Source organism: Virgisporangium ochraceum, assembly GCF_016863655.1.
In the GTDB taxonomy this organism is placed as follows: Bacteria; Actinomycetota; Actinomycetes; order Mycobacteriales; family Micromonosporaceae; genus Virgisporangium; species Virgisporangium ochraceum.
On record NZ_BOPH01000023.1, the window covers coordinates 1 to 13,628 of the forward strand.

Below are 13,628 nucleotides of genomic sequence, written 5' to 3' on the forward strand. Positions count from 1 at the left end.
CAACGATCAAGGCGACCGGCACAGACCCGGTGGGCAGATTGCCGACGACGGACAGTGGCGGCGGGCCCGCCCGAGCCGAGACGCCGGCTTTGGCGCAACGCCGCCAGCGGCGCGGCCGGTCCACACCCCGGCAACGCACCACCAGGGCCCGGCGCCCGCTCGTACCGGGACACGGCATCCCCCGTCCGGAGTACTGGGGTGGGGCCGAACCGACGGTCAGGCGGGAGTGGCGTCGTGGGTCGCGCGGTGGGCGAGCACCTGGTCCATGTGCGACTCGGCCCAGGCCTTGAGGCCGCGCATGGTCCGGTGCAGCGACAGGCCGAGGTCGGTCAGCTCGTAGGAGACCGTGACCGGCACCGTCGGCACGACCGTGCGGCTGACCAGCCCGTCGCGCTCCAGGGCGCGCAGCGTCTGGGTCAGCATCTTCTGGCTCACGCCGGCCAGCAGGCGCGACAGCTCCGAGTAGCGCATCGGCCGCGGCCCGCCGGCGCAGTCGGGTCCACTGCCCAGGGCCGCCAGGATCAGCGCGACCCACTTGTCGGAGATCCGGTCGAGCAGCTGGCGGCTCGGACACGCCGCCAGGAACGCGTCGTACCCGGCCTTCGCCTGCGCCCTCGTGCGGGCTGCCTTCGTCGTCGCCATCGGCCCCTCGCGTTCCCGGGTGCGTAACGCACCTCGAAGTGCGTACTTCCCAGGAGAGAGTTACATCCCGATAGTGGCTCAGGCAACCGACAGAGAGGTGACCCGCATGGCCTCCCCTTCCCTTCCCGGCGGTACCTGGACGCTGGGCGACCTGACCGTGACCCGGTTCGGCTACGGCGCGATGCAGCTGGCCGGCCCCGGTGTGATGGGCCCGCCCGCCGACCGTGACGGCGCGCTCGCGGTCCTCCGTACTGCGGCCGACCTCGGCATCACCCACCTCGACACGTCCGCGGCGTACGGGCCGCGGGTCACCAACGAGCTGATCCGCGAGGCGCTGCATCCGTACCCGGACGGCCTGCACGTCGTCACCAAGGTCGGCGCGACCCGCGACGAGCGGGGCGGCTGGCCTCCCGCCCGCGACCCGCGGAGCCTGCGCAGCGCCGTCCACGACAACCTCGAGACCCTCGGCCTCGACGTGCTCGACGTGGTCAACCTCCGCCTCGGCGACGCCACGGGGCCGCGGCCGGAACCGGTCGCCGAGGCGTTCGGGACGCTCGTGGACCTCCAGCGGGAGGGCCTGGTCCGGCACCTGGGCCTCAGCAACGCGACGCCGGAGCAGGTCGCCGAGGCGCGGAGCATCGCGCCGATCGTGTGCGTGCAGAACCTGTACAACCTCGCCCACCGCCACGACGACGCCCTGGTCGACGCGCTGGCCGCGGACGGCGTCGCCTACGTGCCGTTCTTCCCGCTCGGCGGCTTCAGCCCGCTCCAGTCCTCGGCGCTGGAGGCGGTGGCCACCCGCCTGGAGGCGACGCCGATGTCGGTCGCCCTGGCCTGGCTGCTGCGGCGGTCGCCGAACATCCTGCTGATCCCCGGCACGTCGTCGGTGGCCCACCTGCGCGGGAACGTCGCCGGCGCCGGCCTTCCGCTCTCCGCGTCCGACCTCGCGGAACTCGACACGGTCGGCATCATGGGAACATGATCGCCGACGGTGGACCGGCTCTCCGGCAGGTCGACTACCAGTGCCTGTCCGCGGCCGGCGCCGCGGTCACGTCGACGTGGTCCGGGTCGGAGGAGCCGGTCGACGCCGTGGCCGCCTGGTTCCGGCACACCCTGGACGGCTACGTCGAGCGCGCACCGAACGACTGGGTCCGGCAGCGCGACGGCGGCACCGACCTAGTCGTCGTGGCCGCGGCCGGGCAGTGGCCGGGCAGTGGCCGGCCGGCACGCCGGCGCCGGCGCAGGGCTGGGGCGAGGGCTTCCGCACGCTGGTGATGCAGTCGTCGATCACGTCGCACGCGCCGCCGCCCGCACAGCCACCCCGCCGGCGGTGGTGGCACCGGTTCACCAACCGCCCCGGCTGAGAGGGAACCCGGCCCGGAAGGGCAGCCGGACCGGCCTTCCACCCGACGCGCACCGCGCCCCGGCCGTTGTAGCGTCCAGGCCTCTACCGTCGGGGAGGCCATGACCATGGTGCTCGGACGTGGCTTGGCGTCGGCTGTCGGCGCGTCTCCCGCTCGACGGGCGCGACGACGACGTCCTGCCGTTGGCGTGAAGCGTGAAGCGTGAACCTTGACACGCGCCATAGCATTTGATCGACGTTCTTCTCTGCAAGGAGGGGCGGTCGCCCATGCGTGGAAGAAGGTTCTTCGCCGTCGGCGTCATCGTGGCGGGCGCCGTGCTCGTCGCACCCTCCATCGCCCGGGCCGCGCCGCGGTACTCCTACGCCGACGCCATCCGGGAGAGCGTCCAGGTCGAGACGCCGCTGGACAACGACGCCGACGGCCGACCCGACCGCGTCGTGGTCGACCTGGTGCGCCCGCGCGAGGCCGCGGAGCGCGGCATCAGGGTGCCGGTCGTCATGGTGGCCTCGCCGTACTACCAGTGCTGCGGCCGTGGTCTGGAGAACGAACGCAAGGAGTACGCCGACGACGGGACCGTCACACAGTTCCCGCTCTACTACGACAACTGGTTCGTGCCGCGCGGGTACGCGTTCGCCGCCGTCGACGCGGCCGGCACGAGCCGGTCGACCGGCTGTGCCGACGTCGGCGGCCGGGAGGAGATCCTCGCGGTCAAGGCCGCCATCGACTGGCTCAACGGCCGCGCGCGGGGGTTCCACGCCGACGGCACGGGCGCGTCGGCGGGCTGGAGCACCGGCAGGGTCGGCATGATCGGCAAGTCGTGGGACGGCTCGATCGCCAACGGCGTCGCCGCCACCGGGGTCAGGGGCCTCGCGACGATCGTGCCGATCTCGGCGATCTCGAGCTGGTACGACTACAGCCGCTACGCCGGTGTCGTCCGGTCCCGGAGGCACCACGTCTACCTGCACAACTACACCAGCGGCCGGCCGGCCGGCGTCTGCACCGCGGTCACCTCGGAGCTGTCCGCCGGAAGCGACGACGCGACCGGCGACTACAACGCCTACTGGGCCGAGCGCGACTTCCGGCCCGACGCCCGCACCGTGCGGGCGAGCGTGTTCATCGCGCACGGCCTCAACGACACGAACGTGACCACGACGCAGGTCGGCGCCTGGTGGTCGGCGCTCGCGAAGCACCGCGTCCCGCGCAAGATCTGGCTCTACCAGCAGGCGCACACCGACCCGTTCGACGTCCGCCGCGCCGAGTGGGTGCGCACGCTGGACCGGTGGTTCGAGTACTGGCTCAAGGGCGTCGACAACGGCATCATGCGCGAGCCGCAGGCCACCGTCGAACGCGCGCCGGGCCGGTGGGTGGACGAGCCGTCGTGGCCGGCGCCGTCGCTTCAGGTTCCGGTCCGTCTGGGCAACGGCACGTTGGGACTGCGACCCGCCGCCGGAACCGTGTCGTTCACCGACGATCCCAGCCTCGGCGAGAGCGCGCTGGTGGCCCAGCCGAACACGCCCGTCGCCGGGCGGCTGATGTTCCTGTCGGCGCCGGTGCCGACGTCGCTGCGGGTGTCGGGCACGGCGTCGGTGACGCTGCGGGTCAGGGTGGACCGGCCGACGACGAACTTCAGCGTCCGGCTGGTCGACTACGGTACGGCCGACCGGGTGAACTACGGCAACGCGGCGGGCGGCGTGGTCCGGCAGACCACCGAGTCGTGCTGGGGCCAGTCGACCGCGACCGACGACGCCTGCTACTTCGACACGGTCGAGGACGTGGTCTCCACCGACCACGCGGTGATCACCCGGGGCTGGCTGGAGGCGTCGCACCACGCGTCGTTGAGCAGCCCGACCCCGCTGGACCCGGACCGCTGGTACACGATGACGGTGACGTTCCAGCCGCACGACTTCGTGCTCGCCACCGGCCACGTGCTGGGGCTCGTGGTGAGCCAGAGCGACCGGAGCTTCACCTCGCCCACCCCGAGCGGCGCGACCGTCGAGGTGGACCTCGCCGGCAGCCGGCTCACGCTCCCGGTCGCCGGTCCCGTCCGCATCGGTGAACCCGACCGCGCGCCGGCGGTGACGACCTCGCGGGCACCCGATCCGCCGGCCGCGGACGTCGTCCCGCACGCATAGACTCCACGGGCGGGGGGCAGTACCGATCATGACGACCGTCACCGATCGGAGGCTTGCCGATGGCCGACAGCGTGGTGCGCGCGATGACCTGGAACGTCTGGTGGCGGTTCGGGCCGCACTGGCGTGACCGGCAGCCCGGCATCCGGGAGACGCTGACCCGCGTCGGCCCCGACGTCGTGGCGCTCCAGGAGGTCTGGGCCGGCGACGGCACGACCCAGGCGCACGAGCTGGCCGACGCGCTCGGGATGCACGCGGTGTTCGCCGGTCCCTCCTACCCGACGGCGCCGGCCGACGCCGGCGGCGTCGAACTCGGCATCGCGGTGCTGAGCCGCTGGCCGGTGCTCGAACACGAGGCACCGGTGATGCCGGCCCGGCACCGCGCCTGGGACCCGGTGGCGCTCACCGTCCGGGTCGACCATCCGGCCGGGCCGCTGCCGATCGTGGCCGCGTGCCTGGACTACGGCGTCCCCTACACCGACGACCGGATCGCGCAGGGCGCGTTCGTGGCCGACCTCGCCACCGATCCCCGCTTCGACGGCCCGTGTCCGGTGCTGCTCATGGGCGACCTCAACGCCGCGGCGGACTCCCCCGTGCTGCGGTCGGTCGGCGACGTCCTGACCGACGCCTGGACCGCCGGCGGTGGACCGGCGGACGCGGTGACCCTGCCGTCGACCCACCCGTCGGCGCCGCTGAGCGCCGGACCTCAGCTCGTCGACCAACGCATCGACCACATCTTCTTCCGCCCCGGACGCGAGGACCAGCACGTGTCCGTCGACGCCGTACGGCTGGCCGGCGACGCCGTCGACGGCGTGTACCCGTCGGACCACCGTGCCGTCGTGGCGGACCTCCGCTGGAGCGAATGACCGTACAGTCGGTGAGTGTGACCGTGACAGGCCCGAACCGGACCGACGTGCTGCTCGACGTCGGCCCGTACCAGGCGGGCTTGGTGTCGTCGGCCAGCCAGCCGGACCGGTACATGTGGTGGCTCGACGGCGCCCTGCGGCTGTTCCCGCCGTGGGAGGTCCGCGCGTTCGGCCACACCGTCCCCAGCGTCTTCTTCCCAGCGGTCGTCGTACCCGGGGTCCTGGTGACGGCGACGGTGCTGTATCCGTGGCTGGAGGCCCGCTTCACCCGCGACCGCGCCGCCCACCACCTGTTGCAGCGGCCACGGGACGCGCCACACCGCACCGCGCTCGGCGCGATGGCGCTGGCGTTCTACGGTGTCCTGACCGTGTCGACGGCCAACGACGTGATCGCCGAGCGGTTCCACATGAGCCTCAACGCGATGACGTGGGCCGGCCGGATCGGGCTGCTCCTCATGCCGCCCGTCGCCTACCTGGTGGCCCACCGCCTCTGCCTGGCGCTGCAGCAGCACGACCGGGAGGTGCTCGCCCACGGCATCGAGACGGGCATCATCCGGCGCCTGCCCGACGGCGGGTTCGTCGAGGTCCACCAGCCGCTGGGCGACGGCCTCGGGTACCGCGGCACGCCCGTCCCGAAGAAGCTGAACCGCGTCGGCGCGCTGGCGCCGACCGTGCGAGGCTTCTTCGTACCCATCGAACGGCCGCCGCCGGACCGGCGTCGACCGGGAGTCGGCCTCAGGAACCGGCCGGACCTGCCGAACGTACTCACAGACCCGACACGTGTGACGGGTGGAGCGGACGAGACGGAGGTGGCGTGCCGGACACCCGAACTGTCGCGGTCCTCTCCCCCTTCGTCGGCGGGGACTACTACGGTGCGCTGATCGCCGGCGTGAACCGGGCCGCGGTGGCGGCCGGCGACCGGACGATCGCCGTGCAGACGCTCGACCCGGGCTCGCCGAGCGCCGACATCAGCGGGGTGCCCGACTTCCGCCAGCCGGTCGCCTGGAACCACCTCGACGGCGCGGTGGTGCTCCCCGGCGCCGTCGACGCCGCGTACGTGCGGCGGATGCGTGACGCCGGCATCGGGGTGGTGCTGATCGGCCACGAGCTGCCCGGGGTCGAGTGCCCGGTCGTGGTCGCCGACAACCGGGGCGGCGTCCGCGACAGCGTCCACGATCTCGTCGCGCACGGACACGAGCGGATCGCGTTCGGCGGCGACCTCGACCACTTCGACCTCCGGGAGCGGCACGAGGGCTACCGGACGGGCCTGCGCGACCACGGCATCGAGCCCGACCCGGCGCTGCTGTTCGACGCGATGGACAACCACGAGACCGGCGGCGTGGACATCGCCGAGCGGCTCATCGCGGCCGGCATGCCCGCGACCGCGATCGTGCTCGGCACCGACCGGAACGCGATCGGTCTGGTCCGGGCGCTGACCGGCGCCGGGTACGACGTGCCCGGCACGCTGGCCGTGGTCGGGTTCGACGACATCGCCGACGCCCGCTTCCTGCGGCCCAGCCTGACGACCGTGTGCCAGCCGCTCGACCGGCTGGGCCGGCTGGCGTACGAGCTGCTCGGGCAGGGTCCGGGCATGCACGTCGTCCCCTCCGAGCTCGTCGTCCGGGACTCGTGCGGCTGCCCGCCGAAGGGTCTGCAGCTCGCCGAGGACCGGTACCGCGCCCAGTTCGACGACACCGCCTACCTGCAGAAGACCCTCGACATCCAGTACGGGCTCAGCATCGAGCTCCTCGGCCGGCACGGCCGGGACCCGCTGGGGCTGGCCTGGCTGGGCCGCACCCCGGCCCGCGCCGGCCGCCTGGGCCTGTGGCGACCGGGTGAGCGCGCGATCGAGATCGTCGGCGCGTACGACGCGGCCGACCCGGCCCGGGCGTCGACGCGCGCGGTGCTGCCGGTCGAGGAGTTCCCGCCCGCCGACCTGTTCGCGCTCGCCGACGGCGAGGCCGGGCAGATCGTGTTCGTCGTGCCGGTGCGCAGCGAGGCACACGACTGGGGAATGCTCGCGGCGGTCGGCCGCATCCAGGACACCACGCCGCCGGGCCGCGAGATGATGAACCACTCCGGCGCGCTGCTGGCGTTGGCGCTGGAGCACACGGCGCTCCTGCGCTCGCTGCACGAGAGCGAGGAGCGGCTGCGCCAGGCCGCCCTGCACGACAGTCTGACCGGACTGCCGAACCGGGCCCTGTTCACCGAGCGTCTCCGGCGCGCGTGGCAGCGCTCGGTCGCCGACCCCGGGCACCACCTCGCGCTGCTGTTCCTCGACCTGGACGGCTTCAAGCAGGTCAACGACACGCTGGGCCACGCCGTCGGCGACCGGCTGCTGGTACACGTCGGCCAGCGCCTGACCGACCTGCTCCGCGACGGTGACACCGCGGCCCGGCTCGGCGGCGACGAGTTCGTCATCCTCCTCGACGGCGTCGACCTGCCGCACGGCCCCCGGCACGTGAGCGACCGCATCCGGGCCGCGTTCGTCGACCCGGTGCCGCTCGACGGCCACGAGGTGCGGGTCGGCGCGAGCATCGGGGTCGCGCTGTCCACCGACGGCGTCGCCGCGCCGGAGGACCTGCTCCGGCACGCCGACGCCGCGATGTACGACGCGAAGACCCAGCGGCGCGCCGCCCGCGCCGGCTGAGGGGCGCACCGACCGGCCGCTGGCGGCCACCGCGGCGACCCTGCCGCACCCGACCGGCAGGACCTCGACCGGATAGACAGGGATCGCTACCCTCGGGGTTCATGGCCAGGGTCGCGATCGTCACCGGTGCGTCCGCCGGCATCGGCGCGGCCACGAGCCGCCGCCTGCACGGGCTCGGTTTCCGCGTCTACGCGGTCGCCCGGCGGGTCGACCGGATGGCCCCGCTCGCCGAGCTCGGCGTCAGCACCGTCCGCGTCGACGTCACCGACGGTGCCGACCTGGCGGCGCTGGTCGACCGGGTCGTCGCGGAGACGGGACGCATCGACGTCCTGGTGAACAACGCCGGGTACGGCTCGTTCGGCGCGCTGGAGGACGTGCCGATGGACGAGGCCAGGCGGCAGTTCGAGGTCAACGTCTTCGGCGCGGCCCGGCTGTGCCAGCTGGTGCTCCCCCACCTGCGGGCGCAGGGATCCGGGCGCATCATCAACGTCTCCTCGGTCGGCGCGCGGATGTACCAGCCGCTCGGCGGGTGGTACCACGCGACGAAGTACGCCCTGGAAGGGCTCAGCGACTGCCTCCGCGTCGAGCTGAAGCCGCTCGGCATCCACGTGGTCATGATCCAGCCGGGTGGGGTCGCGACCGAGTTCCCGCGGGTCGCCGGCGAGCGGCTGCTCGCCACCTCCGGCGACGGCGCGTACGCCGGCTACGCCCGCCGGTACGCGGTGTCGCTCGCCTCGGAGACCGCGGCCCTGTCGGAGCCGTCGGTGGTCGCGCGGACGATCGGCCGGGCCGCGACGGCACGGCGTCCGCGCACCCGCTACGCGGTCGGGCGCGGCGCGAAGGCGGCGCTGCTGGTGCGCTGGCTCCTGCCGGACCGGGTCTACGACCGCGTGCTGGTGGGCATGTTCACGGCGCTGGCCGACCTGGCGGCCCGGAAGGCCCGGCACCGGTAGGAGCCCGGGCGTGCGGCGCGTGCCCGGACACCGGTAATTGACGGGCGTGGGTGCGGCGGGGCGGATACATTGCCGGGCGTGAGCAGGATCGCGTCGGTCAACCTGGCGGTACCCGAGCCGAACCCGGCCAAGCGCGTGGGGGTCACCGGTATCAACAAGCAGCCGGTCGACCGCCTGGTCACCGTCCGCGCGCCCGGTCCCAGGACGGTGGGACTGCACAGCGGCCTCGTCGGCGACCAGATCTTCGACATCGAGCACCACGGCGGCGACGACCAGGCCGTGTACGCCTACGCGCGCGAGGACTACGACTGGTGGCAGTCGCGGCTCAACCGTCCGCTCGCCAACGGCCTGTTCGGCGAGAACCTCACCACCGAGGGCGTCGACGTCAACGGCGCGGTCATCGGCGAGCGCTGGCGCATCGGTCCGCGGCTGGTGCTGCAGCCGACGTTCGGCCGCATCCCGTGCGCCACGTTCCAGCACAAGATGGGCGAGCCCCGGTGGACGAAGACGTTCACCCGGATGAACCGCCCGGGCGCCTACCTGCGCGTGCTCGAGGAGGGTGAGGTGCTGGCCGGCGACACCGTCACCGTCGAGGACCGGCCGGCGCACGGCGTCACGATCGCGCGGGCGTTCCACGCGTTCATGACCGAGCCCGACCTCATTCCCGCCCTGCTCGACCTCGACGGGCTGCCCGACGACCTGCGCGAGAGCCTCACCGAGCGGCTACCCCGTCAGCCGTAGCCCTACAGGCGGATCTGGATGGCCCGCGCGAGCGTCGTCGCGGGGTCCTCGCCGTCGCGCAGGTCGAGGTCGTCGGTCACCGCGCCATCGGACAACCGGACGAGACGGTCGCAGCGCGCGGCGACGTGCTGCTCGTGTGTCGCCAGCAGGATCGTCATCCCGCGCTGTTCGCGCAGCGTGAGCAGCAGGTCGAGGATCTGCTGGCCGGTCTTCGAGTCGAGGTTGCCGGTCGGCTCGTCGGCGAGCAGCAGCGCCGGCTCCCCCATGAGCGCGCGGGCGATCGCGACGCGCTGCTGCTGGCCGCCGGACAGCTCCGACGGCACGGCCTTCTCGCGGCCGGCGAGGCCGACCGCGTCGAGCAGCTCCCGGGCCCGCGCGGCCCGGTCGTAGGTGACCCGGTAGGGCAGCGTCGGCGCCACCACGTTGTCCAGCGCGGTGAGCGGCGGCAGCAGGTGGTACCGCTGGAACACGAAGCCGATCCGCTGCCGGTACGCGGCGAGCCGTCCGCGTCTGAGCGCGGTGACCTCGACGTCGTCGACGGTGATCGATCCGCTGTCGGCCCGCTCGATCGCGCCGACGAGGTGCAGCAGCGTCGACTTGCCCGAGCCGCTCGGTCCGGTGAGCGCCACCGTGCCGCCGGCCGCCACGTCGAGGCTGATGCCGTCGACGGCGACGATGTCCCCGTACCGCTTCGACAGGTTCTCGATCCTGATCATCGTCACTCCTCGGCCAGGAGACGCGCGGCCGGCAGGCGGCGCAGCAGTACGGTCGGAACGATCGCGGCGACGCCCGCGACCAGCACGCCGACGGCGGCGGTGCCGACCGCGACGGCGACCAGCCGGTACGGCACGTCGCCGACCAGCCAGGCGGCCGCGGCGAGCCCGGCACCGGCGCCGGTCACCGCGCCGAGCAGGCCCAGCAGCCCGCCCTCGTAGGCGATGAGCCGTACGAGCGCGGCGTCGGTCCACCCGGTCGCGCGCAGCGTGGCCAGCTCGGCGGCGCGGTCGCGGACGTTGAGGTACATCACGTCGGCGACGGCGACGACGCCCAGCAGCACCGTCGCGCCGGCGGCGAGCCGGTCGACGCCCCGCACGGTCACCGAGACGGCGTCGCCGAGCAGCGTGCCGACGACCGTGCCGTGGAACGCGATGGTGACGGCGGCGAGCACGGTCAGCGCGGCGACCCCGATCGCCAGCGCGCCGGCGCCGAGCACGGTGCGCCCCGGCACGCGGGTCAGGTTGACCACGCTCAGCCCGAACACGCCGCGGGCGTGCCGGCGCCGGCGGGAGGTTCCGCGCACCGGCCGCAGCGCCGCCGCGGGATGGGTCCGCGCGGCGCCGACGGCCGGAACCAGGCCGGCGACGAGCGCCAGGGCGAGGGCGACCGGGACCGCGACCGCGGCCCGCCCGGCCGGCACCCGGATGTCGAGCACCGCGGCGAGCGGTAGGGACAGGCCCACCGCGGCGAGCCCGGCGACGGTGCCGATCACCGCCACCTCGCCGAGGACCGACGCGGCGATGCGCCGGGCCGGCCAGCCCAGGCAGGACAGCACCGCCAGCTCGGTGCGTCTGTCACGCACGGCGGCGCTCACCGCGTTGCCGAGGAACAGCGCGCACACGACGAGCACCAGCGCGAACAGGGTCAGGCTCTTGCGGTCGACGGCCCGCACGATCCGGCTGGCCACGCCGATCGACGACCACCCCTCGCCGACCCGCAGCTCCGGCCGGCCGAACGCGCCCGCGGCCAGCTCGACGGTCTGCGGCTCGGGCGACGAGCCGAGCGTGATGTCGACGTCGAGGCCGGTGCGCCGGGCGATCTCCTCGGCGGCGGCCCGCACCCGCTCGGCGTTGACCTCGCTGAACCCGTCGACGCCGGCGACCTTGACCCGGATCGCGCTGATCGGTGCGGCCGCCCGGTCCGGGTACCGGTCGAACAGCGCCGGCACGACGTCGAGGTTGGTCAGCAGCAGCGGCGGCGGGGAGAGGTAGCCGCCCGGGTTGCCGCCGGGCAGCAGGGGCTGGTCGCCGAGGGCCGCGCGGCTGGCCGGGTCGGCGCCCGTGACCGCCGGCGGCTCGTAGGTCTCCAGGGGCACGCGGGAGACGTCGCTGAACCCGGTGAGCTTCTCCGGGTCGAAGAGGCCGACGGGCCGCCAGCTGCGGAAAGCGCCGCCGGACGCGGGGTCGACGAGCTCGACCCGGGTCAGCGGGCGGAACCACTGGTCGGCGGCCAGCCACGGCTGGGGCAGGCCGGCGAAGCGGCCCGCGCCGAAGACGTCCGGGGCCCGCGGAACGGTCGTGGCGCGGAGGGTGCCGTCGGGCAGCCGCTCGTACGAGACCGGGCCGGGCTGCACGACCGTCTCGAGCAGTTCGCCGCTCAGCGCGTCGGCGGCCATGCGCCGGTCCATCGACTCGCGGTACCGGTCGTTGACGTCGCCGCGCCACTCACCGGCGGGCGTGCCCGCCGACGCGGTGAGCGCGGTGCGTACCGCGTCCGACGACAGGCCGGAGACCTGCGGCGATGCCAGCCGCGACAACCGGGTGGCGGCCTTCAGGTCGACGTAGGCCCGGCTGCTCGCGACCGCTGGAAAGATGCGCTGCGCGGTGATGTTCGCCGTCGTCGGGGTGTCGGTGGGCCGGTCGGCGCCGGTGAGCGCGCGCCCGGCCACGGTGGCGCCACGCAGGCCGACGAGCCGCTCCTCCGAGTCCGGGTCGACGGCGGCGAGCAGGAACGGCACCGTGGCGAACGCCCGCACGACGAGCCGGTCGACCGGTCGGCCGAGGGGCGCACCGGGCCCGCTGCGGCTGCCCGTCTCGAAGCGCCCGTCGGGGCGCAGGTGGACGGTGTACCACCATGGCCGCTCGAGGTCGGACCGCGTCTGACCCGCCCGCAGGTCGCCGGCCGACTGGTCGGTCGGGCACACCGGCACCGTGGTGCCGTCGGGCAGCACCTCCCGGTCGGGGTACGGGAACAGCCCGCCGCCGCAGTCGAAGGGCGGGTACTCGCGGCCGTCGGTGTACCGCCCGGGTCGGTCCGGCGAAGGCTCGAAGGAGGGGTAGATCACGCTGTTCTTCGTCACGTACACCCAGCCGGGCGCGGCATCCGCGCGGGACAGGCCACGCTCGGCCTCGTAGGTGGTGTCGACGCGGATGACCTGCCGGTCGAGGCTACGGTCGACCGCGTCGGTGACGTCGACGGGCACGTGCAGGCTCATCGTCGAGTAGCCGATCATCGCGATCGGTGCCGCCACGCCGACCCCGGGCACGTCGCGGACCTTCGCCCAGTCGTCGAACGTGAGCCCGCCGAACTGGCCCGACAGGTAGTTGGGCCGCACCAGGCGCTGCCGCGCCTCCAGGGGTGTGCGGGCGCCCTTCGGCCGGACCAGGATGTCGTACGCGGCGCGGGTCTCCCGCCCGACCGAGCCGGTGACCTCGAGCCGGGACGTGTCGGTGGCACCGGTGAGCACGACGAAGCCGGTGGTCGCCACCAGCACCCCCGCCAGCAGCGCCACCGACCTGCCGAGCCGGCCCCGCAGGTACCGCCAGATGAACCGGACCACCGCTCGACCCCTCCCCCGATCGCCGCTCCACACTCTGCGCGATACATTGTCACAATGCAAGCGGCAGACGGTGACCGGTGAGATGCCGATCCAGCACGCGGTCCTGGCGCTCCTGGCGGCCGGCCCCAGCTACGGCTACGAACTGAAGGGCGCGTTCGAGGCGGCGGTCGGCCCGCAGTGGGGCACGCTCAACATCGGTCACCTGTACCAGGTGCTCGACCGGCTCTCCCGCGACGGTCACGTGGTGTCCAAGCGCCACGCCCAGCAGGTCAGGCCCGACCGCGTGGTGTACGCGATCACGGACACCGGGCGGGCCGAGCTGTCGCGGTGGCTCGACACGCCGAGCCCGCGCGGCAGCGGCTTCCGCGACGACTTCTTCCTCAAGGTCACCGCCGCCGCCCGGTCGGGCTCGGCCGACACGGTGCGCGCGGTGCTGGGTCACCAGCGCGGGCTGCTGCTGCGGGAGCTGCGCAACCTGCAGACGCTGCGGCGGGAGCAGTCCGACCCGGTGGTGGCGCTGCTGCTGTCGGCCGCCGCCCGCCACGTCGAGGCCGACCTGCTGTTCATCGAGGACGCCGACGGCGCCCTGCTGCGCGACGGCGGCGCGGCGCTGGAGGAGCTGCGCGTCGCGCCGCCGTCCGGTGAGCGACCCGGTGACGGTCCCGGCGACGAGGTCCGGGACGCGTCGTGAACCGGTCACCAGCCCGCACGCCGCGCCGGAACGTGG

At 74.0% G+C, this 13,628-nt stretch carries 11 protein-coding genes and 1 pseudogene; 9 read left to right on the forward strand and 3 right to left on the reverse strand.

Translation table 11 applies throughout. The features are described 5' to 3' along the window. Positions 1-216 precede the first annotated feature (216 nt). On the reverse strand, positions 217-642 hold the full coding sequence (locus tag Voc01_RS10285; protein WP_203927096.1) for a winged helix-turn-helix transcriptional regulator: 426 nt from the start codon (positions 640-642) through the stop codon (positions 217-219). 106 nt (positions 643-748) lie between these two features. On the opposite strand from Voc01_RS10285, the gene Voc01_RS10290 reads away from it, so the two are divergent. The 8 genes and pseudogenes from Voc01_RS10290 to Voc01_RS10325 all read left to right on the forward strand — a co-directional run bounded on the left by Voc01_RS10290 (position 749) and on the right by Voc01_RS10325 (position 9,345). Continuing rightward, positions 749-1,624, forward strand: coding sequence for an aldo/keto reductase family oxidoreductase (locus tag Voc01_RS10290; protein ID WP_203927097.1), 876 nt, complete (start codon positions 749-751; stop codon positions 1,622-1,624). After that, positions 1,621-1,917: a hypothetical protein gene (locus Voc01_RS10295; RefSeq protein WP_203927098.1), complete on the forward strand. Its 297-nt coding sequence runs from the start codon at positions 1,621-1,623 to the stop codon at positions 1,915-1,917. The genes Voc01_RS10290 and Voc01_RS10295 overlap by 4 nt, the downstream gene beginning before the upstream one ends. A 355-nt stretch (positions 1,918-2,272) precedes the next feature. Further along, positions 2,273-4,138, forward strand: coding sequence for a Xaa-Pro dipeptidyl-peptidase (locus tag Voc01_RS10300; protein ID WP_203927099.1), 1,866 nt, complete (start codon positions 2,273-2,275; stop codon positions 4,136-4,138). Between the two features lie 59 nt (positions 4,139-4,197). After that, entirely contained in the window at positions 4,198-5,001 is an 804-nt protein-coding gene (locus tag Voc01_RS10305) for an endonuclease/exonuclease/phosphatase family protein (RefSeq protein ID WP_203927100.1), read from the forward strand. 62 nt (positions 5,002-5,063) lie between these two features. Next, positions 5,064-5,729: pseudogene (locus tag Voc01_RS10310) on the forward strand (cytochrome bc1 complex cytochrome b subunit); the annotation flags it as partial. Positions 5,730-5,815: 86 nt separating this feature from the next. After that, entirely contained in the window at positions 5,816-7,651 is a 1,836-nt protein-coding gene (locus Voc01_RS10315) for a substrate-binding and GGDEF domain-containing protein (RefSeq protein WP_203927102.1), read from the forward strand. 101 nt (positions 7,652-7,752) lie between these two features. Then, positions 7,753-8,604: an oxidoreductase gene (locus Voc01_RS10320; RefSeq protein ID WP_203927103.1), complete on the forward strand. Its 852-nt coding sequence runs from the start codon at positions 7,753-7,755 to the stop codon at positions 8,602-8,604. Between the two features lie 78 nt (positions 8,605-8,682). Continuing rightward, positions 8,683-9,345: an MOSC domain-containing protein gene (locus Voc01_RS10325; protein ID WP_203927104.1), complete on the forward strand. Its 663-nt coding sequence runs from the start codon at positions 8,683-8,685 to the stop codon at positions 9,343-9,345. A 2-nt stretch (positions 9,346-9,347) separates the two neighbouring features. Here Voc01_RS10325 and Voc01_RS10330 read toward each other — a convergent pair whose 3' ends face one another. Further along, complete coding sequence (locus tag Voc01_RS10330; RefSeq protein WP_203927105.1) at positions 9,348-10,061, reverse strand: ABC transporter ATP-binding protein; 714 nt, start codon at positions 10,059-10,061, stop codon at positions 9,348-9,350. 2 nt (positions 10,062-10,063) lie between these two features. Next, on the reverse strand, positions 10,064-12,901 hold the full coding sequence (locus Voc01_RS10335) for an FtsX-like permease family protein (protein WP_203927106.1): 2,838 nt from the start codon (positions 12,899-12,901) through the stop codon (positions 10,064-10,066). 70 nt (positions 12,902-12,971) lie between these two features. Between Voc01_RS10335 and Voc01_RS10340 the strand changes: the two genes are divergently transcribed. Then, the gene (locus Voc01_RS10340) at positions 12,972-13,592 is read left to right on the forward strand and encodes a PadR family transcriptional regulator (protein ID WP_203927107.1); all 621 of its coding nucleotides are present in this window, start codon (positions 12,972-12,974) and stop codon (positions 13,590-13,592) included. The last annotated feature ends 36 nt before the right edge of the window (positions 13,593-13,628 follow it).

Excerpts from the sequence above, each read along its gene's own strand:
- Voc01_RS10285 (WP_203927096.1), bottom strand. The coding sequence starts at position 642 with ATGGCGACGACGAAGGCAGCCCGCACGAGGGCGCAGGCGAAGGCCGGG.
- Voc01_RS10290 (WP_203927097.1), top strand. The coding sequence starts at position 749 with ATGGCCTCCCCTTCCCTTCCCGGCGGTACCTGGACGCTGGGCGACCTG.
- Voc01_RS10295 (WP_203927098.1), top strand. The coding sequence starts at position 1,621 with ATGATCGCCGACGGTGGACCGGCTCTCCGGCAGGTCGACTACCAGTGC.
- Voc01_RS10300 (WP_203927099.1), top strand. The coding sequence starts at position 2,273 with ATGCGTGGAAGAAGGTTCTTCGCCGTCGGCGTCATCGTGGCGGGCGCC.
- Voc01_RS10305 (WP_203927100.1), top strand. The coding sequence starts at position 4,198 with ATGGCCGACAGCGTGGTGCGCGCGATGACCTGGAACGTCTGGTGGCGG.
- Voc01_RS10320 (WP_203927103.1), top strand. The coding sequence starts at position 7,753 with ATGGCCAGGGTCGCGATCGTCACCGGTGCGTCCGCCGGCATCGGCGCG.
- Voc01_RS10330 (WP_203927105.1), bottom strand. The coding sequence starts at position 10,061 with ATGATCAGGATCGAGAACCTGTCGAAGCGGTACGGGGACATCGTCGCC.